Annotated in this window: 22 protein-coding genes; 13 read left to right on the plus strand and 9 right to left on the minus strand. The window is 64.9% G+C overall.

Annotated elements, in window-relative coordinates; genetic code table 11:
- Positions 1–57 precede the first annotated feature (57 nt).
- From Q8Q80_RS02095 to Q8Q80_RS02105, 3 genes are read left to right on the plus strand one after another with little or no spacing between them, the layout of a single operon-like run.
- Positions 58–1,002: a hypothetical protein gene (locus Q8Q80_RS02095; protein ID WP_305631345.1), complete on the plus strand. Its 945-nt coding sequence runs from the start codon at positions 58–60 to the stop codon at positions 1,000–1,002.
- A gap of 10 nt (positions 1,003–1,012) precedes the next feature.
- Complete coding sequence (locus Q8Q80_RS02100; RefSeq protein WP_305631346.1) at positions 1,013–1,693, plus strand: tetratricopeptide repeat protein; 681 nt, start codon at positions 1,013–1,015, stop codon at positions 1,691–1,693.
- Positions 1,694–1,697: 4 nt separating this feature from the next.
- Complete coding sequence (locus Q8Q80_RS02105; protein ID WP_305631347.1) at positions 1,698–1,991, plus strand: hypothetical protein; 294 nt, start codon at positions 1,698–1,700, stop codon at positions 1,989–1,991.
- Positions 1,992–2,090: 99 nt separating this feature from the next.
- On the opposite strand, the gene Q8Q80_RS02110 is transcribed toward Q8Q80_RS02105, so the two are convergent.
- Entirely contained in the window at positions 2,091–2,306 is a 216-nt protein-coding gene (locus tag Q8Q80_RS02110) for a hypothetical protein (RefSeq protein WP_305631348.1), read from the minus strand.
- A 30-nt stretch (positions 2,307–2,336) separates the two neighbouring features.
- Between Q8Q80_RS02110 and urtA (Q8Q80_RS02115) the strand changes: the two genes are divergently transcribed.
- The 7 genes from urtA (Q8Q80_RS02115) to Q8Q80_RS02145 all read left to right on the plus strand — a co-directional run bounded on the left by urtA (Q8Q80_RS02115) (position 2,337) and on the right by Q8Q80_RS02145 (position 8,855).
- Positions 2,337–3,515 (plus strand): urea ABC transporter substrate-binding protein, encoded by a 1,179-nt coding sequence (gene urtA / locus Q8Q80_RS02115; RefSeq protein WP_257097708.1) that lies wholly within the window; start codon positions 2,337–2,339, stop codon positions 3,513–3,515.
- Between the two features lie 161 nt (positions 3,516–3,676).
- Positions 3,677–4,204, plus strand: coding sequence for an urease accessory protein UreE (ureE, locus tag Q8Q80_RS02120; protein WP_305631349.1), 528 nt, complete (start codon positions 3,677–3,679; stop codon positions 4,202–4,204).
- Entirely contained in the window at positions 4,194–4,904 is a 711-nt protein-coding gene (locus tag Q8Q80_RS02125) for an urease accessory protein UreF (protein ID WP_305631350.1), read from the plus strand. The genes ureE and Q8Q80_RS02125 overlap by 11 nt, the downstream gene beginning before the upstream one ends.
- 59 nt (positions 4,905–4,963) lie before the next feature.
- Positions 4,964–5,674 (plus strand): urease subunit beta, encoded by a 711-nt coding sequence (locus Q8Q80_RS02130; RefSeq protein WP_305631351.1) that lies wholly within the window; start codon positions 4,964–4,966, stop codon positions 5,672–5,674.
- Positions 5,675–5,707: 33 nt separating this feature from the next.
- Positions 5,708–7,420, plus strand: coding sequence for an urease subunit alpha (ureC, locus tag Q8Q80_RS02135; RefSeq protein WP_305631352.1), 1,713 nt, complete (start codon positions 5,708–5,710; stop codon positions 7,418–7,420).
- A gap of 6 nt (positions 7,421–7,426) precedes the next feature.
- Positions 7,427–8,068, plus strand: a complete 642-nt coding sequence (ureG, locus tag Q8Q80_RS02140; protein ID WP_305613522.1) for an urease accessory protein UreG — start codon at positions 7,427–7,429, stop codon at positions 8,066–8,068.
- On the plus strand, positions 8,061–8,855 hold the full coding sequence (locus Q8Q80_RS02145; protein WP_305631353.1) for an urease accessory protein UreD: 795 nt from the start codon (positions 8,061–8,063) through the stop codon (positions 8,853–8,855). The genes ureG and Q8Q80_RS02145 overlap by 8 nt, the downstream gene beginning before the upstream one ends.
- Positions 8,856–8,931: 76 nt before the next feature.
- On the opposite strand, the gene Q8Q80_RS02150 is transcribed toward Q8Q80_RS02145, so the two are convergent.
- From Q8Q80_RS02150 to urtA (Q8Q80_RS02185), 8 genes are all read right to left on the minus strand, one after another.
- Positions 8,932–10,098 carry a hypothetical protein gene (locus Q8Q80_RS02150; protein WP_305631354.1) on the minus strand — a complete coding sequence of 389 codons (1,167 nt, stop codon included), beginning with the start codon at positions 10,096–10,098 and terminating at the stop codon, positions 8,932–8,934.
- Between the two features lie 68 nt (positions 10,099–10,166).
- A complete protein-coding gene (locus Q8Q80_RS02155) occupies positions 10,167–10,496 on the minus strand; it encodes a zinc ribbon domain-containing protein (RefSeq protein ID WP_069037911.1) in 330 nt (109 codons plus the stop codon).
- Positions 10,497–10,506: 10 nt separating this feature from the next.
- Positions 10,507–11,736, minus strand: coding sequence for a formamidase (gene fmdA / locus Q8Q80_RS02160; protein WP_305631355.1), 1,230 nt, complete (start codon positions 11,734–11,736; stop codon positions 10,507–10,509).
- Between the two features lie 38 nt (positions 11,737–11,774).
- Positions 11,775–12,464 carry an urea ABC transporter ATP-binding subunit UrtE gene (gene urtE / locus Q8Q80_RS02165; protein ID WP_069037909.1) on the minus strand — a complete coding sequence of 230 codons (690 nt, stop codon included), beginning with the start codon at positions 12,462–12,464 and terminating at the stop codon, positions 11,775–11,777.
- 222 nt (positions 12,465–12,686) lie between these two features.
- Positions 12,687–13,430 (minus strand): urea ABC transporter ATP-binding protein UrtD, encoded by a 744-nt coding sequence (gene urtD / locus Q8Q80_RS02170; protein ID WP_305631356.1) that lies wholly within the window; start codon positions 13,428–13,430, stop codon positions 12,687–12,689.
- A gap of 17 nt (positions 13,431–13,447) precedes the next feature.
- Entirely contained in the window at positions 13,448–14,665 is a 1,218-nt protein-coding gene (gene urtC / locus Q8Q80_RS02175) for an urea ABC transporter permease subunit UrtC (RefSeq protein ID WP_305631357.1), read from the minus strand.
- 49 nt (positions 14,666–14,714) lie between these two features.
- Positions 14,715–15,629, minus strand: a complete 915-nt coding sequence (gene urtB / locus Q8Q80_RS02180) for an urea ABC transporter permease subunit UrtB (RefSeq protein ID WP_257081414.1) — start codon at positions 15,627–15,629, stop codon at positions 14,715–14,717.
- A 121-nt stretch (positions 15,630–15,750) separates the two neighbouring features.
- Positions 15,751–17,025: an urea ABC transporter substrate-binding protein gene (urtA, locus tag Q8Q80_RS02185; protein WP_257097729.1), complete on the minus strand. Its 1,275-nt coding sequence runs from the start codon at positions 17,023–17,025 to the stop codon at positions 15,751–15,753.
- Between the two features lie 366 nt (positions 17,026–17,391).
- Here urtA (Q8Q80_RS02185) and Q8Q80_RS02190 point away from each other — a divergent pair, with 366 nt between their 5' ends.
- From Q8Q80_RS02190 to Q8Q80_RS02200, 3 genes are read left to right on the plus strand one after another with little or no spacing between them, the layout of a single operon-like run.
- Complete coding sequence (locus Q8Q80_RS02190; RefSeq protein WP_305631358.1) at positions 17,392–20,841, plus strand: ATP-binding protein; 3,450 nt, start codon at positions 17,392–17,394, stop codon at positions 20,839–20,841.
- Positions 20,825–21,739 (plus strand): response regulator, encoded by a 915-nt coding sequence (locus Q8Q80_RS02195; RefSeq protein ID WP_371132669.1) that lies wholly within the window; start codon positions 20,825–20,827, stop codon positions 21,737–21,739. Before Q8Q80_RS02190 ends, Q8Q80_RS02195 begins: the two co-directional genes overlap by 17 nt.
- Positions 21,740–21,745: 6 nt before the next feature.
- Positions 21,746–22,312, plus strand: coding sequence for a chlorite dismutase family protein (locus tag Q8Q80_RS02200; protein WP_305631359.1), 567 nt, complete (start codon positions 21,746–21,748; stop codon positions 22,310–22,312).
- Positions 22,313–22,390 lie beyond the last annotated feature (78 nt).

A 22,390-nucleotide genomic window follows, 5' to 3' on the forward strand; every position in this document is an offset into this window, starting at 1 on the left:
CCGCATCGTCGGCGGATGGTGAGGCGGTATCCGACCCATGTCGATCACGGAGGCTGCATGCTCGATGAAATGATCCGACCCACCGGTCTCGATGACTCGGCGTTCCGGTCTCTGCGCATGGCCCGGCGCGAAGACGAGACGATCTGGACGCGCGACTGGGTGTGCGTCGGAACAATGCATGAACTGGCGGGCGTCGGTGACCTGTTGCCGTTCACTGCGGGCGATCACGCCATCCACATCCAGAGGATGGCGGGCGATGTCCTCGCAGGGCGATTCAACAAGGCGCAGCACGGCGGTTGCCGTGTGGTGCCGGTGCAATGCCAGCAGGGCACGAAGACGCCATGCTCGTTCACTTCGTGCGGACACAGCCGCGACCGGCCGGTCATCACGGCGTCGGAACCGGGCGATGCGACGCCTGAAATGCACCAGTATCTCGGTCTGCGACCGGAGCGCCTGCTGCCGGTCCGCGTCGGCCGCATCGGGCCGCTGCTGTGCGTCAATCTCGATCCGCACGGTGCGGCGATCACCGACACGGCCAGATCGCTGCAGGCCGCGGTTCCGGCGCTTTCGCGGCAGGACATGCCGCTGCAGGGCAGTCACTGGCAGGAGGTCGGCGGCAACTGGAAGCTTGTGGCTCAGCGCCTGCTCGCCGCGGAACAACTGCCGCGTGCCTTCGGTGCCTCGGTACTGATGGCTGATACCACCCTGGCCGGCCTGCCGGCCAGGGCGCTCTGGTTGTTTCCGAATCTTGTACTGCTGGCGCTGCAGCACGCCGTGTGTGCCGTCGTGCTGCAACCGGTGGCGCTGACGCGCACGCTGTGCCGCATTACCGTGCTGGGTGACGACACACTGCCCGCGAGCGACTGGCGGGCGCTGATCGGCGAACGCCTGTCGGAGGCAAGGCCTGATGCGCCGACCCGGGCCGACGCTGCCGTCGCGTCCTGGCTGGCGCACGAAATGACCCATCGCCTCGACACCTTCGACCTTGCAACGCACCCATGAAGGACATGCCATGAATACGTCGTCACGACCCGTCGATGCAGCCGTCGCGGCCTATCGCGAAGGCCAGCTTGCCGATGCCCACGCACGCTTTTCGGTGCTGGCCCGGGCGGGAGATCCGGAGGCCCAGGCCTGGATCGGTTCGCTGCATGCCAATGGCGAAGGGGTGCCGGCCGATCTCGAAGCGGCTTTCGCGTGGTATCTGCGCGCGGCCGAGCAGGATCACGTTCCGGCACAGACCAATGTCGGCGCCATGCTCGTCATGGGGCAGGGCACCGCAGCCGATCCGGTTGCCGGGCTGCACTGGCTGACCCGTGCCGCACAGGCCGGCGACGCGATGGCGCAGAGCAATCTCGCCACGCTCCACTTCAAGGGTGACCGCGTACCGCACGATGAAGCGGCCGCCGCACACTGGTATCGGCGCGCGGCCGAACAGGGTCACTACCCGTCGCAGGCGCGACTGGGTTTCATGTACGCAAACGGACTCGGTGTGGAAAAGGACCGCGCACAGGCCTTCGCCTGGCTTTCGCTGGCCGCGCAGCATGGCGTCGGCACGGCGCTGAATGCGCTCGAAGGCATCGTCGGTCAGATGTCGGTGGAAGAGAAGCACCGGGGGGCGGCGCAGTTCGACCAATGGCGCACACGCACGGCCGCGGTGTCATCGCCTGCGCGACTGGTGCCGGTTCCGGGGTGAGGCGATGACCTTCAGCGTGCAGCAGATCAAGTTCGAGTGCCTCAGCTACATCAAGGAATTCGGCGCGAAGACGGAGGAATGGGCGATCGGCATGGCGGACGACGCCGAACAGGCGCTGTTCTCGGTCTGCGGTGTCGACAGCCGGGATGACATCTGGCTGTGGAAGCCGACGTTGTCGCCGGCCGCGGCCCGCACCGTCGTCGATTTCATGGTGGCCAGGCACCGGCTTCATCCGGTCGCCGGCTTCGAGGCCGGGCAGCAGGGGCGCTGCATCTTCATGTACCGGATGCGCCGCTGAAGGCATGCCCGCAGCGCTGAGCCGGGGGGAGTCGGGACCCGGCGGACCACTCCTGCGCGGGTGATGCGTTGCAGCAAAAGTGATGCGAATTCGGCGCCGTCAATTTATTGAAATCAGTGCTTGACTCGCTGCAATCGGCTCACTAGTATCAATGTAACTCTTCGCATCGCCAGCATTGCCGGTGCAAGGAAAGGCAAAAAGGCCTGTGCGGATCCCCGGATCCGCCAGGCCTTTTTTTCGTTCTTTTTTCGCAATCGGCGATGCTGCGTCGCAACAAATGTTGTCGTCTGCGCTGTGCTGTCTTGAGTCATCCAAACCTTAACCATCCATTCTTTCGAGGGAAACATGAAAAGTAATCTGCGTCGTGATCTGGTCAAAGCACTCGCCCTGGCTTCCGTGGCGGGCCCGACGATGATGCGTGGTGCGTTTGCGCAGCAGGATGTGGTGAAGGTCGGCATCCTGCATTCGCTGACCGGCACCATCGCACTGGCCGAAGCTTCTGTGGTCGACGCGGAAAAGCTCGCCATCGACGAAATCAATGCCGCCGGCGGCGTGCTCGGCAAGAAGATCGTGCCGGTGGTGGAGGATGGCGCGAGCGACTGGCCGACCTTCGCCGAAAAGGCCCGCAAGCTGCTCGGGCAGGACAAGGTGGCCGCGGTGTTCGGCTGCTACACGTCGGCGTCGCGCAAGGCGGTGCTGCCGGTATTCGAACAGGCCAAGGGACTGCTGTATTACCCGACCTACTACGAAGGACAGGAACAGTCGCCGAACATTCTCTACACCGCGCACGAAGCGACCCAGCAGTGCGTGCAGGGCTGCAACTGGCTGCTCGAGAACCGCGGCAAGACCTTCTACCTGATCGGTTCCGACTACATCTGGCCGCGCGTCACCAACAAGATTGCGCGCCCGACCATCGTCAAGGGCGGCGGATCGGTGCTCGGCGAGGAATACATGCCGCTGGGCAGTACCTCCTTCGGCTCGACCATCAACAAGATCAAGGCGGTCAAGCCCGACATCATCCTGAGCACCATCGTCGGCGGATCGAACGTGGCGTTCTACAAGCAGCTGAAGGCGGCCGGCGTCAACATGAAGAAGACGACGGTGATGGCGTTCGCCGTATCGGAAGAAGAGGTGTCGGGCATCGGCAACGAGAACGTGCAGGACGTGCTGACCTGCATGAGCTACCTGCAGAGCCTCGACAACCCGGCGAACAAGAAATTCGTCGCTGCGTTCAAGGCGAAGTATGGCCAGAAGCGCGTCACCGGCGACACGCTGGCGTGCGCCTACACCGCGGTCTATCTGTGGAAGATGGCGGTCGAGAAGGCGAAGAGCTTCGATGTGGACAAGGTGATCGCCGCGTCGGCCAATCTCGAATTCACCGGACCGGAAGGCCTGGTGAGATTCCACGGCAGCAACCATCACCTGTGGAAACAGGCGCGCATCGGTGCGTTCGGCGCCGATGGCCAGGTCAACATGATTTACGAATCACCGCTGATCGAGCCCAACCCTTTCCCGACTATCTGAGCGGGTAGTTGCTGCGCCCGCCGTCGGACGGTGTGCGGCCGTCCGGCGGCGGGTTGTTGGCAAGCTCCGCTCCGGGCACATGCCGAAGGCACGTCATGTGCCTTCGGCACCGGCATGTATCGAACTGCATTGTTCAACCCGTTTTTCAACCGGACCCGTCCATGCTTCGTGTGACCACCATTCTGGGCTGCGCCGCCGACACCGCGCTGGCCGACAGGCTGCATGACATCGAACATCGCGGCGGCCTCGAAACGGTGCGCCTGACGCGCAGCGACATGGCGCGCCGCCGGCAGCAGCTGCGGACCGACCGCGGCAGCACGGTGGCGCTGATGCTGGACCGCGACGCCACGCTGCAGAACGGCTCCGTGCTGTGGCTAGACGACGAGCGCGCCGTGGTCGTGCTGCTCGACGAACCGCAATGGCTTGTGCTGCAGGCGGCCAGCACGGCAGACGCACTCGAACTGGGCTATTTCGCGGGCAACATGCACTGGAAGGTGAAGTTCGACGGCGAACGGCTGTGCATTGCACTGGACGGCCCGCGCGACACCTATCTGCAGCGCCTTGCCCACCTGATCCAGCGAGGTCGCGTGAAGGTTCCGGACGAGGCCGGGCCGGGCGCCGGATCCGAATCCGCGCCGCCTGCGGCCCACAGCACCGTGCGTTACATCCCGGTGCCGCATGCACATTGAATCAGGCATCGACCAGCAGCTGGCGATGCTGCAGTTTTCCGACAGCTTCTTCCCCGGCGGTGCCACCTCCTTTTCGTGGGGGCTGGAATCGCTGCGCCTGGACAGGCAGGTCAGCGATGTCGAACAGCTGTTCGGGCTGCTGCAGGCGCAGGTGACGCATCGCTGGGCCGGTGTGGACCGGCCGCTGATGCATCTGGCGCATCAGGCCTGCACGGACTACGGCGACAGCCCGGCGCTGATGGAGGCCCTGGCCGATCTCGATCGGCTGTGCGAGGCGATGTCGCTCACGCGCGCCTGGCGCGAAGCCAGTCGCCGACTGGGCTTCACGCAGCTTCGCATGCACGCCGAGCTGGGCGTCGCGTGCGCGCAACGCTATCTGGACACCGTACGCGGTGCACACGCGCCGGGTCACCTGCCGGTGGTGCAGGGCGCTCTGTGGGCGGCGTACCGCTTGCCGACGGGCAGTTGCGATGCGATGGCGGTGGGCGGTCTGTGCACGTCGATCATCGGTGCGGCGCTGCGCATGGGAATGATCGGGCACGTTGATGGCCAGCGACTGCTGACCCGCATGCGGCCGGTCATCGCCGGCGTGCTGTCGCAGCCACCGCCGGCACGCGAGGACATGAGCAGCGGCACGCCCGCGCTCGATATCGCCGCCATGCGCCACGAAGCGCGCAGCGCGCGTCTGTTTGCCAATTGAACCGTGACGGCGCCATACACAGGGACCGACCGGATGAATGAACTTCGAAGGAGCACGACATGCTGCTGACCCCGACCGAACTGGAACGCCTGACCATCTTCAACGCGGCGGAGCTGTCGCGACGCCGGCGCGCGCGTGGGCTCAAGCTCAATTGCCCGGAGGCGATCGCTTTCATCGTCGACGAAATTCTCGAAGGTGCGCGCGATGGCCGCACCGTGGCGGACATGATCGCGTTCGGCTCGCAGATCCTGAATTCCGACGACGTGCTGCCGGGCGTCGCGGCGCTGATGCCGATGATCCAGATCGAAGCCAGCTTTCCCGACGGCACCAAGCTGGTGACCGTGCATGACCCGATCCGGCCCGGCCCCGGCGCGCAGATGTCGCCCGGCGGCAGCCGTGCCCGCATACCGGGCGAAATCATTCCGGCCGAAGGCAGCATCGAAGTGAACGCGGGGCGCCGCAGCACGACGCTGAAGGCGCTCAATACCGGAGATCGCCCGATACAGATCGGCAGTCACTTCCACTTCTTCGAGGTGAATCGCGCGCTCGACTTCGACCGTGCGCTGGCCTGGGGCATGCATCTGGATATCGCCGCCGGCACCGCCGTGCGCTTCGAGCCGGGCGAATCGAAGGAAGTCACGCTGGTGGCCTTCGGTGGCACGGGCGAGGTGTTCGGCCTGAACCGGCTGACCGAAGGCGCGAGCAACACCGAAGCCGGGCTGGCCGATGCGCTGGTGCGCGCGCGTCAGGCGGGCTTCAGGGGTGCGTGACCGACATGAACAGGAATTGCCGGGAGGATTGACATGGCATGGCTGACCCGTCGCGACTATGCGGCGATGTACGGACCGACCCGGGGCGACATGGTGCGTCTCGGCGATACCTCGCTGCTGGCCGAAATCGAACACGACTTCGCGGTACCGGGCGACGAATGCCTGCACGGCGGCGGCAAGACGCTGCGCGACGGACTGGGCATGATGGGCGGGCTGACGTCCGCGCAGGGCGCACTGGACATGCTCATCAGCAATGTCGTGGTGATCGACGCGGTGGTCGGCATCGTGAAGGGCGACATCGGCATCAAGGACGGGCGCATCGTCGCCATCGGCAAGGCGGGCAACCCGCATGTGATGGACGGCGTGCATCCGCAGCTGCTGGTCGGCAACGCGACGACGGTACGCGATGGCGAAGGACTGATCGCCACGGCGGGCGGGCTCGACGTGCATGTGCATTTCGACTCGGCGCAGCTGGTCGAACACGCGCTGGCGTCCGGCATCACGACGATGTTCGGCGGTTCGCTCGGCCCGATCACGGTCGGCATCGACTGCGGCGGCGCGTGGAACGTCGCGCGCATGCTGCAGGCGTCGGAGCAGTGGCCGATGAATTTCGGCTTTCTCGGCCGCGGCAATTCGTCGCGTCCCGAATCGCTGGTCGAACAGATGCAGGCCGGCTGCATCGGCCTGAAGATCCACGAGGACTGGGGCGCCACGCCGGCCACCATCGACACCTGCCTGTCGGTCGCCGATGACATGGATTTCCAGGTGCAGCTGCACACGGACACGCTGAACGAATCCGGTTTTCTCGAAGACACGCTGGCGGCGACCAAAGGCCGCACCATCCACATGTATCACACCGAGGGGGCCGGCGGCGGTCATGCGCCGGACGTGATCAGCGTCGTCGGCCAGGCCAACTGCCTGCCGTCATCGACCAATCCGACCAACCCTTACACCGTCAATACTTTCGACGAACACCTCGACATGATCATGGTGTGCCATCACCTGAACCCGGCGGTGCCGGAGGACGTGGCGTTCGCCGAAAGCCGCATCCGCGCGCAGACGATCGCCGCCGAAGACGTGCTGCACGACATGGGCGCGATCTCGATGCTGGGTTCGGACAGCCAGGGCATGGGTCGCATCAATGAAGTCATCTGCCGCACCTGGCAGCTGGCCAGCAAGATGAAGGACCAGTTCGGCCGCCTGCCCGAGGAACGCACGCGCAGCGCCGACAACGAACGCATCCTGCGCTACATCGCGAAATACACGATCAATGCCGCGCGCTCCTTCGGCGTCGACCAGCACGTCGGTTCGCTGGAACCGGGCAAGCTGGCCGACATCGTGCTGTGGCGTCCGGCGTTCTTCGGCATCAAGCCGGAAATCGTCGTCAAGGGCGGCTTCATCGCCTATGGCGCGATGGGCGATTCGGCTGCGTCGCTGATGACCTGCGAGCCGCTCATCATGCGCCCGCAGTGGGGCGCCTTCGGCCGCGCACCGCAGGCGCTGTCGGCCAATTTCGTCTGCGCCGCTTCGCTTGGGCGCGACCTGGAAGGCCGGCTCGATCTGCGCAAGACGCTGCTGCCGGTGCACGGCACGCGCACGCTGACCAAGGCCGACATGGTGCGCAACGGCACCTTGCCGAACATCACGGTCAATCCGCAAACCTTCGAGGTCAGCGTGGACAACCACGTGATCGGCTGCGCGCCGGCCACGCATGTGCCGCTGAACCGCCTTTACATGATGAGGTAGCCCCGTATGTCATCGGTCATGCCCCTGCAGTACGCCCGGCCGCGCGGTGCGGCGCGTGTCGGTGTCGGTGGCCCGGTCGGATCGGGCAAGACGGCGCTGCTCGAGCAGCTCATTCCACGCTTCATCGCGCGCGGCACCGACATCGCCGTCATCACCAACGATCTGGTCACCGCGGAAGACGCCGAACGCATCCGGCGCAGCGGCATCATCGCGCCGGAACGCGTGCTGGCGGTCGAAACCGGCGCCTGCCCGCACACCGCGATCCGCGAAGACCCGACGCTCAACCTTGCCGCGGCCGATGAACTTGACCGGACCTGGCCGGGCCTGGAACTGATCCTGGTGGAAAGCGGCGGCGACAACCTCGCGTCGTCGTTTTCGCTTGATCTGGTCGATTACTGGCTGTTCGTCATCGACGTGGCCGGCGGCGACGACATTCCGCGCAAGCGTGGCCTGGGCGTGCTGCAGTGCGACCTGCTGGTCATCAACAAGACCGACCTGGCGCCATTCGTGCGCGTGGATCTGGCGCGCATGACGCGCGAAGCCGAAGAGGTGCGGGCCGGCAAGCCGACCCTGCTTACCAACTGCGCCAGTGGCGAAGGCGTCGATGCCGTGGTCGACGCCATTGTGCGCGGGGTTCTGTTTGACTGAACGGCACAGCTTCGAGCTGGATTTCGGTTCGGCGGAAGGTCGCAGCTTCGTCGCCCGGCAGTATGTTCGTTACCCGGTGCATGTCGGCCGCGCGCTGTACACGGATCCGCTCGATCGCGGTCGCTGCACGGTGTTCCTGCAGTCGGTGTCGGGCGGCTTGTTCGAACACGATACGGTGACCGGGCGCATTGCCGTGGCGCCGGAGGCACGTGCCCACGTGGCGACGCCTGCATCGACCATCGTGCACACCATGCGCGGCGGCTGCGCGACGCAGACCGTCGACATCGACGCCGGTGACGGTGCGCAGCTTGAATACCTGCCGGCGCCGCAGATCCTCTTTCCGGGCAGTCACCTGCACGCCCGCATCTCGGTCACGCTGGGTGAGGGCGCCCTCGTACTGGTGTCGGAAACCTTTCTCGCGCACGACCCGACGGCCTGCGGTGCGCCGTTCGCGCTGATGGATTCGGCGATCGACATCACCGGCCGCGACGCTCGCCTGCTGGCCCGCGAACGGATGCGCATCCGCGGCGCTGACTGGCTCGGTGCGCAGCCCGGCGTGTCGGGCGACTTCAGCGTGCAGGCCAGCCTCTGGATACTGACGCAGACCGCATGCGCCGGCTTGCCGGAGGCGCTGCGCGCGATCTCCGGCGAAGGGTTGTACGCCGGGGCCTCGGCGCTGCCGGGCGAGGCCGGGTGGGTGTTCCGTGCGCTCGGTACCGACGCAATCGTGGTCGGCAAGGCGATGGCCGCAGCGCGCGTCGTCGCGCTCGGGGCATTGCATCGGTGAACGAAAAGGGGCACGCCCGAGCGTGCCCCTTGAGCCATTCAGACCCGGTCCGCTATGCGGCCGGGTCGTGAATGGATCAATACATCAGCTGAACGCCGACGATGAACTTGTCGATCGACTTGGCTGCACCGCCCGGATCCATGTCGGAATACACCGCGGTGATGCGCGCGTTGTGGCCGGCCATCACGTAAGTGACACCGAAGTCCCACTGGTCAGACTTGGAACCCACCTGCGGATCGAATTCCTGATAGCGCGCGTACGGCTGGAACTGGCCGATGCCGAACTTGCCCGGAATCAGGTAGGCCGCTGTCAGCAGGTAGGCTTCCCCTTCGGTTGCGCCACCGCAGTTGTTGACGTTGACCAGACCGCAGGCGGCTGCAACGGCCCCGCCGGTGTCAGCCACGCCATCGGTGTCGTAGTCGTAGTAGGCGCCTTCCAGCGTCAGTACGCCGCCATTCGACAGCTTGGTTTCCATCAGCGCATCGATGTTCCACGCCGTGTAGTCACCCGAGGCGCCGGCGATGCCGACACCGTTCTTCTGCGTCTGGACAGCCGCGCCGATGGTCAGGACTTCCTTGCCGCCGAAGTAGCTGTTGGTACCGTAGTAGCCCAGTTCCGGATCCCAGAAGCTGTAGGCCAGACGACCGGCGTACAGCAGCTTGTCGGAGTCGTTCGACAGGCCGGCGCCGCGGTTCTTGCCCTGGTAGGCGCCGACTGCGTACAGCAGCTTGCCGCCGAGCACATTGCCCCACAGCAGCGCGCCGTCGTCACGACCGGTGAAGGCGTTCGGGTACTGCGACACCATCGGGTATTCCCACACGTTGGCGAAGTAGGGGCCGGCGAGGTTGGCGCGGTCGGTCGGCGGCAACATGCGGCCGAACCACAGGTTGAGGCCGTCCATCAGTTCGAACTGGGCGACCACGTCGAGCAGGCGCATCGATTCATCCGACTGGCGCTCGAAATTCACCATGCCGCCGATCTGCTTGGTGATCTTGCCGCTGGTGATGATACGGATGGAATCGACCGCAAAATCCTTCGAGCGCGACGAGCCGTTCGGCGCACCGTCATCCGCGCTGGTGAAGGACGTACGCATCCACAGACCGAGTGTGAGATAGCTCTCGCCGGGGCCGGATACGGTGACGCCGGCATTTGCGGTGCCGGCAGTCGCCAGGGCGACAGCGAGCGCGCCGAGGCGCGGAAGGGACGACACGCTCCGCAGACGGGTTTTGAGGGTGCTTTTCATGGTGCAGGACTCCCGGTTGTTGAAGTGCAGGTTGAAGGTGGAGGGGGCTGGTTACGAAAACCCGGCAATCAGTGACTGATCATCCAGGGACGTTTGGTGGGGAATGCCTTCGAACCGTCCTTGCCTACCGCGGTCGTTCGGCTGGGTTTGCTGCTGCAGCACGAACACCCGGGACCGTGCTTGCGGCTGGCAAGCACCGGCTCATGGCGGCTGCGTTCGTTGGTGGCATGCGCGAAGCGCGTCTCGTGCGGCATGTCGGCGAAGGACGGTGCCGTCACCAGCACCCGCTGCGCGGGCGAACCGCACTCCGGGCACAGGCAGGCGGCGTCGCGCTGGGCGATGCTGCGCAGGGCGGAAAATCCGCCATGCGCCTCGCACTGATAGTCGTAGGTCGGCATGGCGGCGGCCTCAGAGATCCGGCGACAGCGGCATCTGGATGCTGCCGTCGATGAATTTCACCGGGCCGGCTTCGTTCGGCATGATGTCGAAGTCGAAAATGTCCGTCGGCAGCCACAGCGTGGCGCAGGCATTCGGAATGTCGACCACGCCGCTGATGTGGCCCTGCACCGGTGCCGTACCCAGGATCGAGTACGCCTGGGCGCCCGAGTAGCCGAACTTCTTCAGGTATTCGATGGCATTCAGGCAGGCCTGGCGATAGGCGACATGCACGTCGAGGTAGTGCTGCTTGCCCTGTTCGTCGACCGAAATGCCTTCGAAGATGAGGTAGTCGTCGTACTTCGGCGTGATCGGGCTGGGCTTGAAGATCGGGTTCTTGATGGCGTACTTCTTCATGCCGTCCTTGATGATGCTCACCCGCAGATGCAGCCAGCCGGCCATTTCAATGGCGCCGCAGAAGGTGATTTCACCGTCGCCCTGCGAGAAGTGCAGGTCGCCCATCGACAGGCCGCCACCCTTCACATAGACCGGGAAGTAGATGCGCGAGCCGCGCGACAGATCCTTGATGTCGCAGTTGCCGCCGTGCTCGCGCGGCGGCACGGTGCGGGCGGCTTCGGCAGCCGCCTTGTCGCGCGCCTCGCCCTTCAGGCGGCCCATGTGCGCGGTCGGTGCGCACGGCGGGCAGCCCAGCGGCGGCACACGGTCCGGCTCGGTGTTGATGAAGTCGATTTCGCGCTCGTTCCAGTCGGCCAGCAGCTTCGGGTCCGGCAGGCAGCCGATCAGGCCCGGGTGGATCAGGCCGGCGTACTTCACGCCCGGCACATGGCGCGATTCGGTGAACATGCCCTTGATGTCCCAGATCGACTTCTGGGCTTCCGGGAAGTGTTCGGTCAGGAAGCCGCCGCCGTTCTTCTTCGAGAAGAAGCCGTTGAAGCCCCACAGGCTGTCTTCCTTGGCACCGATGTCCAGGATGTCGACCACCAGCAGGTCGCCCGGCTCGCAGCCTTCGACACCGATCGGCCCGGACAGGAAGTGCACCGTCGTCAGGTCGATGTCGCGCACGTCGTCTGCGCTGTCGTTGTTCTGGATGAAGCCGCCGGTCCAGTCGTAGGTTTCGATCTTGAAATCGTCACCCGGCTTGACCCAGCAGACGATGGGGATGTCCGGGTGCCAGCGGTTGTGCACCATGTCGTTCTCGTACGGCGACTGCTTCAGGTCAACCTTGATCAGGGTCTCGGCCATGTTGATCTCCTTTGGATGTGTGGGCGGATGGTGGGCACTCAGACGGACAGGAACTGCTTGATGCGCGCGGTATCCGTGTCGGCGCGCGTGCTTTCATGGACAAGGCGTCCGCCTTCGATGACGAACAGGCGGTCGGCCACGTCCATTGCGAAACTGAGGACCTGCTCGGACACGACGATGGTGATTTCGCGCAGCTTGCGGATTTCGTTCAGCGCCTTCGCGATGTCCTTGATGATCGACGGCTGGATGCCTTCGGTCGGTTCGTCGAGCAGCAGCACCTTGGGGTCGGTGACCAGTGCGCGCGCGATGGCCAGCTGTTGCTGCTGGCCGCCGGACAGGTTGCCGCCCTTGCGGCTGCGCATTTCCCACAGCACCGGGAACAGGGCGTAGATCTCTTCCGGCACCTTCTTGACCTTGGCGTTTTCCAGGCCGGTGTGGATGTTCTCCTCGACCGTCAGCGTCGGGAAAATCATGCGGCCCTGCGGCACGTAGGCGATGCCCTTGGCGACGCGCTTGTAGCTTTCGTCCTTCGATACTTCCTTGCCGGCGACTTCGATGTGGCCGCTCTTGATCGGCAGGATGCCGATCAGCGATTTGAACAGCGTGGTCTTGCCCATGCCGTTGCGGCCCATGATGGCAATCGTTTCGTTCCTGTTCGCTTCGAACGAAATGCCGTGCAGGGCCTCGCTCTGACCATAGGCGACGTGGAGGTCTTTGACGTTCAGCATGACGGAGTCCTTTGCTTGGGAAGGTTTGATGCAGCGGCCCTCACCCCGGCCCTCTCCCGCTGATGCGGGAGAGGGAGCAGGGCAGTCCGCGCCCGCATCGGCGCGCGGAGGCGGCAAGCAGGCGCCCTTACCCTCTCCCGCATCAGCGGGAGAGGGTGGCGCGAACGCGCCGGGTGAGGGCAGCGCGCCAGCGCCGGGTGAGGGCCGCTCTGTGCATACATTTCAGTGGCCCAGATAAACGTCGATGACCTTGGGATCGTTCTGCACCTTGTCCATCGATCCTTCGGCGAGGATCTTTCCCTGGTGCATGACGGTGACCTTGTGGGCGATGCGCTTGACGAAATCCATGTCGTGCTCGATCACGATCACCGAGCGTCCCTTGCAGATGCGCTGCAGCAGCTCGCCAGTCAGTTCGCGCTCGCGCACGCTCATGCCGGCGATCGGCTCGTCGAGCATCAGCAGTTCGGGTTCCTGCATCAGCAACATGCCGATCTCCAGCCACTGCTTCTGGCCATGGCTGAGCAGGCCCGCTTCGACGTCGAGCGAGTCGCCCAGGCTGATTTCGTCGGCCACCGACTGCACGCGTGCCTTGACCTCTTCGGTGCACCGGAAGCCCAGTGCGCCGAACACGCTGCGACCGCGCGGGAAGGACACCTCGAGGTTCTTGAAGACGGAGAGGTTTTCGTAGATCGACGGCGTCTGGAACTTGCGGCCGATGCCGGAGCGCACGATCTTGTGCTCGGCCATCTTGGTCATTTCGTGGTTCTTGAACTTGATGCTGCCGCCACTGGCGCGCGTCTTGCCGCAGATCAGGTCGAGCAGCGTGGTCTTGCCGGCACCGTTCGGGCCGATGATCACGCGCAGCTCGCCGCGATCGACGTACAGGGTCAGCGCGTCGATGGCCTTGAAACCATCGAAGGACACGGTGAGGTCTTCCACCGCAAGTACGAAGTCGGTATTGCTCATGTCGGTCTCCGTTCGGATCAGGCGGATGTGCCCTGCACGCCGTCAGGCAGTGCGGTGCGGGCCAGCGGCTTGCCGCCGTGCGGTGCGCCGCTGTGCAGCGGGGTGGCGGGCGGAACGTCGGACGACGGTGTGCTGTCGGTGCCGGCAGCGGGCTTGTCCTTGCGTTTGCCCAGGCGCGGCTTGACGTGGCTTTCGTACAGGCCGGCCAGTCCGTTCGGGAAGGCCAGCACGACGCCGATGAACAGCGCAGCCATCAGGAACAGCCACAGGTCGGGGAAGCTTTCGGAAAAGTAGGTCTTGCCGAAATTGACCAGCAGCGCGCCATACACCGCACCGACCAGCGACATGCGTCCGCCGACCGCGGCGAAGATGACCATTTCGATCGACGGCACGATGCCGACCAGCGACGGCGACATGAAGCCGACCTGCAGCACGAACATCGCGCCGCCGATCGCCGACAGCATCGCGGCGAGGCAGAAGGCGAACACCTTGAACATCGACACGTCATAGCCGGAGAAGCGCACGCGGTCTTCCTTGTCGCGCATCGCCAGCAGCAGCGTGCCGAGCTTGCTCAGCTGGATCCAGCGGCACAGCAGGATGGAGGCGATCAGCAGTCCGGCATTGAGGAAGTACAGGACGTACTTGGCTTCGTCGGTACGCGTGTCCCAGCCGAGGATGGTCTTCAGGTCGGTGATGCCGTTGACGCCGCCGGTGTAGCCCTGCTGACCGACGATGAGCACGGTCAGGATCAGGCAGACCGCCTGCGTGATGATGGCGAAATACACGCCGCCGACCCGGCGCCGGAACATTGCGAAGCTGATGATGAAAGCGAGCAGCGTGGGCACCAGCAGGACAGCCAGCAGCGCCAGCGGCAGGTGGCGGAACGGCTCCCACCACAGCGGCAGCTCGGTGATCTGGTTCCAGTCCATGAAGTCCGGAATGCCCGGCGTGCTCTGGATCTTGGTGGTTTCCGGGTCGGACGCCTCCAGCTTCATGAACATCGCCATCATGTAGCCGCCGAGGCCGAAGAACACGCCCTGGCCGAGGCTGAGCACGCCGCCGTAGCCCCACAGCATGACCAGGCCGACGGCGACGAAGGCGTAGGTGAGGTATTTGCCGACCAGGTTCAGGCGGAACAGGTCCATCGTCAGCGGGAACACGACGACGATGATCAGCGCGAGTATCAGCACGCTTCCCATTCCGCTACGTGCTAGCCAGCTCTTGATTGAGTCCATTGGGTTCTCCTTGGATCGTGGGTATTCGGGGGTCGGAGCGCAGCCGGACTCAGCGGCGGATCTTCGAAGCAAAGAGGCCTTGCGGACGCAGCATCAGGATGGTCACGATCATCATCAGCGTGAGCACCTTGGCCATCGAACCGGTCATGAAGAACTCGGCGATCGATTGCGTCTGGGCGATGCCGAAAGCCGAAGCCACGGTGCCGAGCAGGCTGCCTGCGCCGCCGAAGGTCACCACCAGGAAGGCATCGACGATGTACAGCGAGCCGCTGGTCGGGCCGGTCGAGCCGATCGTCGTGAAGGCCGCACCGGCGACGCCGGCAATGCCGCACCCGATGGCGAAGGTCAGACGGTCGGTGCGGCTGGTGTTGATGCCGGTGGCGTTGGCCATCGGGCGATTGGCCACCGTGGCGCGCACACGCAAACCCCAGCGCGAGCGGTACAGGGCGAGCAGCACGCCGCCGGTGACCAGTGCGGTCAGCGCAAGCACGAACAGACCATTGATCGGGATGTCGAGGCCTTCTGCCGGTGCCCACGAGCCGAGCAGCCAGTCGGGCAGCGTCGGGCTCACTTCACGTGCGCCGAAGGTCGAACGGAAGGTCTGCTGCATGGCCAGCGACAGGCCCCAGGTGGCGAGCAGCGTGTCGAGCGGGCGCTTGTACAGGTGTCGTATCAGCGCCCACTCGATGAACCAGCCGAAGACGAAGGCGATGCAGAACGCCGCCACGATGGCAAACGGGAAGTACATCGACGCGAAACCGGGCAGGAAGGTTTCGGTCAGCGACGAGAACATGTAGATCGTGTAGGCGCCGATGGTCATGAACTCGCCATGCGCCATGTTGATCACGCCCATCTGGCCGAAGATGATGGCCAGCCCGAGGCCCATCAGCAGCAGCACCGAAAACAGGCTGAGGCCTGCGAAACCCTGCATCAGGGTGATGTTCATGATGTCGGTCAGTGACATGGTGATCTCCGGCTAGGGGGTATTCACAAATGAAGGTCGTGGGCCGATGAACGCTTGTGGATACGTCCTGGGCGGGGCCGGAGCCCGTGCGAGGAGACGCACGGACCCCGGACCGTCCGGCTTACTGGTAACCCTTGGGGAACGGGTTCGGTTCGATCAGTTCGGGCGACTCGGCGACCACCTTGAACTGGCCGTCGAGTTGCGCCTGGCCGATGCGCGCCTTGCTCCACAGGTGATGGTTTTCATGCACCTTGACGTAGCCTTCGGGCGCGGTCTTCAACTCGATGCCACCGGAGGCGGCGGCGATCTTGTCGACATCGAAGCTGCCGGCCTTCTCGACCGTCGCCTTCCAGATCCACGGGCCGAGATAGCCGGCCTGCGTCACGTCGCCTATGACCGACTTCGGACCGTAGGCCTTCTTGAATGCCTCGACGAAAGCCTTGTTGTTGGCGTTGTCGAGTGACTGGAAGTACTTCATCGACGAGTAGAAGCCGGCGATGTTTTCACCGCCGATGCCCAGCACTTCGTCTTCGGTCACCGAAATGGTCAGCAGGAACTGCTTGTCCGCGGTGATGCCGGCCGCCTTCAGCTGCTTGTAGAAGGCGACGTTCGAGCCGCCGACCACGGCTGCGAAGATGCAGTCCGGCTTGGCCAGCTTGATCTTGTTGATCAGCGAGTTGAAATTGGTGTGGCCGAGCGGGTAGTACTCCTCGCCGGCGACCTTGCCGAGCTTGGCAACGGATTCGATGTGCTTGCGCGCGATCTTCATCGAGGTGCGCGGCCAGATGTAGTCGGAGCCGACCAGGAAGAAGGTTTTGGCCTTCTTCTCCTTGGCTGCCCAGTCCAGGCCGTACAGGATCTGCTGCGTGGCTTCCTGGCCGGTGTAGATCACGTTCTTCGACTGTTCCAGTCCTTCGTAGAACGTCGGGTAGTACAGCATGCCGTTTTCTTTTTCGAAGATCGGCAGCACTGCCTTGCGCGAAGCCGATGTCCAGCAGCCGAACACGCATGCGACCTTGTCCTGCACCAGCAGCTTCTTCGACTTTTCGGCAAAGGTCGGCCAGTCGGATGCGCCGTCTTCCTTGATCACGCGGATCTTGCGGCCGAGCACGCCGCCCATCGCATTGATCTGGTCGATCGCCAGCTGTTCGGCCTGGATCGAGCCGGTTTCGGAAATGGCCATGGTGCCGGTCGCCGAATGCAGCTGCCCCACGACGACCTCGGTATCCGTCACCGCGAGCTTGGTGGTGTTCACCTTCGCCGTCGGGAACTGCGCAGCCTGGGCCAGCGCCATGCCGGGCATCATCATCGCAGGCATCGCGGCCATGCCCATCAGCACCTTGCGGCGCTGTTCGTCGGTAAGCGGCGTCTGGATCGGGTCTTTCTTGTCAGCCATATCTGTTCTCCTGAGCGGGGACGGGTTGGGGAGCTTCAGGCGATCCGGTATTGGCCGTTGATTCACTTTTGTGCGGTGCACCGCAACCGGTCGCTGCGGTCCGAAAAGTAGTTGCCGGGGGGGCGTAGCCGGAATACGTCAATCGACGTATGTGAGTACGCAGCGCAACACTCGGGATGCGCAGCGTTCGGTGCTAAGGTGAAGTCCTGCGCTGACGCACTGCACCACCAAGTGGCTCATGCACTTTTCTGGTGCGCTTTCGGCGGCGTGGAGGGAAGCTGTACCTTGTTCTCCGGGCGGGTGCTCACGCACCTTGCCCGGAGCGTTTCTTGCATGAGTCGGGCAGACCTCCAGCCGCCCGATCCGATGTCAGAAGCCACCCAGCAGATTTTCAAGATCCGTCGCGACTACAACACCTGGGTCGCGACCGAAACGCTCGAGGACTACGCGCTGCGCTACACGCCGCGCAGCTTCCGGAAGTGGTCGGAATGGCGGGTCGCCAACACCGCCTTCGGTGCCGTGTCCTTTCTCGCGCTGGAAGCCATCGGCGGCGCGATCGCCCTGAACTACGGCTTCACCAACGCGTTGTGGGCCATCCTGTTCGTCGGCCTGATCACCTTCCTGACCGGTCTGCCCATCAGCTACTGCGCCGCCAAGTACGGCGTCGACATGGATCTGCTGACGCGCGGCGCCGGCTTCGGCTATCTGGGCTCGACCATCACCTCGCTGGTCTATGCCAGCTTCACCTTCATCTTTTTCGCCATTGAAGCGGCCATCATGGCGCTGGCATTCGAACTGTATTTCGGCATGCCGCTCGCGTGGGCCTATCTGCTGTGTGCGGTGGTGGTGATTCCGCTGGTGATCCACGGCGTCACCTTGATCAGCCGCATCCAGCTATGGACGCAGCCGGTCTGGATCGTGCTGCTGGTGTTGCCCTACATCGCGGTCTGGCTGCAGGCGCCGGAAATGTTCAGCGACTTCACCAGCATGAGTGGCCGTTCGTCGGGCACCAGCGACTTCGACTGGCTGATGTTCGGTGCCGCCTCCACCGTGGCCATTTCGCTCGTGGTGCAGATCGGCGAACAGGTCGATTACCTGCGCTTCCTGCCGGAGAAGAACCGGGAGAACCGCTACCGCTGGTGGGCCGCCGTGCTGATCGCCGGCCCGGGCTGGATCGTGCCCGGCATGGTCAAGATGCTCGGTGGCGCCTTTCTCGCCTTTCTCGCGCTGCAGGCGATGGTGCCGGTCGACCGCGCGCTCGAGCCGACGCAGATGTATCTGGCCGGCTACGGCTATGTGTTCGATTCACCCGCCGTCGTGCTGGCGGTAACCGTCGTCTTCGTCATCGTGTCGCAGCTCAAGATCAATGTGACCAACGCCTACGCCGGTTCGCTCGCCTGGTCGAATTTCTTCGCCCGGCTGACGCACAGCCACCCGGGCCGTGTCGTGTGGCTGGTGTTCAATGTGGTGATCGCGCTGCTGCTGATGCTGCTCGGCGTGTTCGAGGCGCTGGAACACGTGCTCGGCCTGTACGCCAACCTCGCCATTGCATGGGTCGGCGCACTGGTGGCCGACCTGGTGGTGAACAAGCCGCTCGGCCTGTCGCCGTCGCACATCGAATTCAAGCGCGCCCACCTGTACGAAATCAATCCGGTCGGGTTGGGGTCGATGGCGATTGCCACCGTCGTGTCCGTACTGGCCTACACCGGCTGGATGGGTGATGTGGCGCAGGCATTTTCGCCGGTCATTTCGCTTGCCACCGCCTTCGTCATCGCGCCGCTTATTGCCTGGGGCACGCAGGGCCGCTACTACATCGCGCGGCGCAGCACGATGCAGTGGCGACCGGGCCAGACCGTCACCTGCCACGTCTGCGAGAACAGCTTCGAATCGGAAGACATGGCCTACTGTCCGGCCTATGGGCAACCGATCTGCTCGCTGTGCTGCACGCTTGAATCGCGCTGCCACGACCGCTGCAAGACCGATGCGAGCGCAGCGGCCCAACTGCATGCCGTGCTCAACGCCATCCTGCCGATGCGCCTGGCGCGTCGGATCAATTTCCGGGTCGGCCACTTCCTGGTCGTGTTCCTGTCGCTGACTTCGCTGCTGGCGGTCATCTTCGGCGTCGTGTACTACCAGGAAGCGGTGGTCGCCGATCTGTATGCGGCGACGCGTGAAACCCTGCTGCTGAGCTTGCTCAAGACCTTCACACTGCTGGTGCTGCTGTGCGCGGTGTGCGCCTGGTGGATCGTGCTCGGCTCGGAAAGCAGGCGTCTGGCGCAGGACGAGTCGAACCGTCAGAACCAGTTGCTGATGCGCGAGGTGGAGGCCCACCGCAAGACGGATCTCGCACTGCAGAAGGCGAAGGATTCCGCCGAATCGGCCAACCTTGCAAAGACGCGCTACGTGACCGGCATCAGCCACGAACTGCGCACGCCGCTGAACAGCATTCTCGGCTACGCGCAGATCCTGCTGCGCGAGCTGGGGCAGGGCTCGCTGGCGCAGGCTGGCGCCGCCAAAGGCGCGCCAGCGTCAGGCGCGCTGACCCAGGTCGACACCCAGCGGCGCGCGCTCGGCACCATCCTGCGCAGCGGCGAACACCTGCTTGGGCTGATCGACGGCCTGCTTGATCTGGCGCGCATCGAGGCCGGCAAGCTGCGGCTCGATCCGTCACCGATGCCGATGCGCGAACTGCTCGATGACCTGGCCAAGATGTTCGAGCCGCAGGCGGTGCGCAAAGGCCTGCGCTTTCGTATCGAAACCACCGGCCGCATGCCCGACTACGTGCGGGTAGACGTGAAGCGGCTGCGCCAGGTGCTGATCAACCTGCTGGCCAATGCGGTGAAATTCACGTCGCGCGGCGAAGTGGTGCTGCGTATCGACTACCGCATGGAAGTGGCGCGCTTCGAAGTGGCCGACACCGGGCCGGGCATCGCGCCGGAAGACCATGCACGCATCTTCGTGCCATTTGAACGCAGCAGTTCGGGCCGTGGCCTGGCCGAACCCGGGGCCGGCCTCGGCCTGACCATCAGCCGCATGCTCACCTCGCTGATGGGCGGCGAGCTGACGCTGGACAGCGAACCCGGTCGAGGCAGCACCTTCCGTCTGCGGCTCTACCTGCCCGAATACCTGTCGGTGCCGACCATGGTCAGACCGACGCGCCAGGTCATCGGTTACGACGGAGAGCGCCGGCGCGTGCTGCTGATTGACGATGACGCCACGCAGCGCCACATGCTGGCCGCCATGCTGATGCCGCTCGGTTTCGGCATCGATGAGGCGGCGAGTGGACGCGAAGGGCTCGAACGGGTCGCGCTGCAGCGCCCCGACGTGGTGTTGCTCGACATCAACATGGACGGCATGGATGGCTGGGAAACCGCGCGCCACCTGCAGCACTCGGCCGGGGCGCCGATCCCGGTCATCATGGTGTCGGCCAATGTGTTCGACAACCGCAGCGAGCTGTTGCGCAACGCGGGTTGCGTCGGTTTCGTGCCCAAGCCGGTCATGGAATCGGAGCTGCTGGAACAATTGCGCGACGCGCTCGATCTGACCTGGCATGTCGATGTCGCTGAACCGTCGAATGTTGCATCCCGCAACGACGCGAGCGATGTACCCTTGCGGGCGCTGGATGAAGAGGAACGCTCGGCGCTGCTCAGGCTGTCCCGTCTCGGCCACGTGAACGGTATCGCGACCCTGCTCGATGCCATCGCGGAACGGTCGGATGAGGCGCGCAAGGACTGCGGCAGGCTGCGCAAGCTCATCGATGGTTTTGACCTGATCCGTTTCACCGAATTGCTGCAACGTGATGCCCATGTCCAATGATTCCCCGTTCCATCAGCCGGTCGTGCTGGTGGTGGACGACGCGCCTGATTCGCTCGGCTTCCTGTGCGAGGCGCTGTCCCAGGCCGGCTACCTCGTGCTGATCGCCAACGACGGCGAGTCGGCGCTGGCCCGGCTCGAACTGGTCGTGCCCGACGCCATCCTTCTGGATGCGGTCATGCCCGGCCTGTCCGGTTTCGAAACCTGCCGCCTGATCCGGGAAGAGCCCGGGCTGTCGCATGTGCCGGTCATCTTCATGACCGGCCTGTCGGGTACCGCGGAAGTGGTCGAAGGCTTCACGGCCGGCGGCACCGACTACGTGGTCAAGCCGCTGCGCGTAGAGGAAGTGCTGGCACGGCTGTCGGCCCACGTGCGCAATGCACGTGCGGTGCGCATCGCGCGCCAGGCGGTGGACGTGGCCGGGCTGGGCGTGCTGGTGATCGACGCGCTCGGCCGCATCGCCTGGCGCTCGCCGCGGGCCGCGGACAGCCTGGCGCAGTTCGGCATCGACGCGTCCGATACCCCGCCTGGCGAGTCGCTGGCCCAGCTTGCGCGCATGGCGGACGAGCCGGGCACCGACGCAAAGCTGATCGGCGAAAGCGGCGAAAATTCCCTCTACGCACGCAGCCTGGGCGCGGTCGGGCTGGGCGAGCACATGCTGCTGCTCGATGTGCGCCGGCGCGGTGAGTCGAGCACCCGCATCGCCGGCGCCCAGCTGACGCCCCGTGAGGCCGAAGTGCTGTCCTGGCTGGCCAAGGGCAAGACCAACCGCGATATCGGTGACATTCTCGGCATGAGCCCGCGCACCGTGAACAAGCACCTCGAGCACGTGTACGAAAAGCTCGGGGTCGAAACGCGTGCCGCCGCAGCGGCGCTCGCGATGCGGGCCGAAAGCGACTGAACGGTCATGGCCGGGACGGCAACCCCGCGTCTGTACACCTTTGCAGCCGGCGATGCCGGACCGTGGCACATCACCGGTGTGCGCGCCGTCATCGGCGCAGGCCTGGCGATGGCGCCGCGGCTCGACGTCGTCGCCGGGGCGGCGGAAGGCGCCGGAACATGGCTGCTGCGCGGCATCGCCAGCAATGAACGTTACGTCACCCGGCCGGAGAAGCAGCAGCTGCTTGCGCTGCAGCCGCCGCTGGCCCGCCCCGGGGCGCGCAGCGCCGTGCTGATTCCGATCCGCAAGTCGGCCGCCTGGTGGGCGCTGACGCAGGACGAACGGCGCGACATCCTGGAAGAGCAGTCGCACCACGTGGCGCTTGGCATGCGCGCGCTGCCGGCAGTGGCGCGCAAGCTGCACCACTGCCGCGACCTGTCGGAGACCGAACCGTTCGACTTCCTGACCTGGTTCGAATTCGCACCCGGGGATGCGGCCGTGTTCGACGAACTCACCGCCGCCCTGCGCGCCTCGCCCGAGTGGGCCTACGTTGAGCGCGAAGTCGAAGTGACGCTGGCGTTCGATCCGCACTGACGACCCTGCAGGGCGAGTGGGACCCGGGTGTTCGAAGGTGGCTCGGGTAGTATCCGTCGATGAATACCCTATCTGTGC

It is taken from the genome of Methyloversatilis sp., assembly GCF_030698125.1.
GTDB lineage: Bacteria > Pseudomonadota > Gammaproteobacteria > Burkholderiales > Rhodocyclaceae > Methyloversatilis.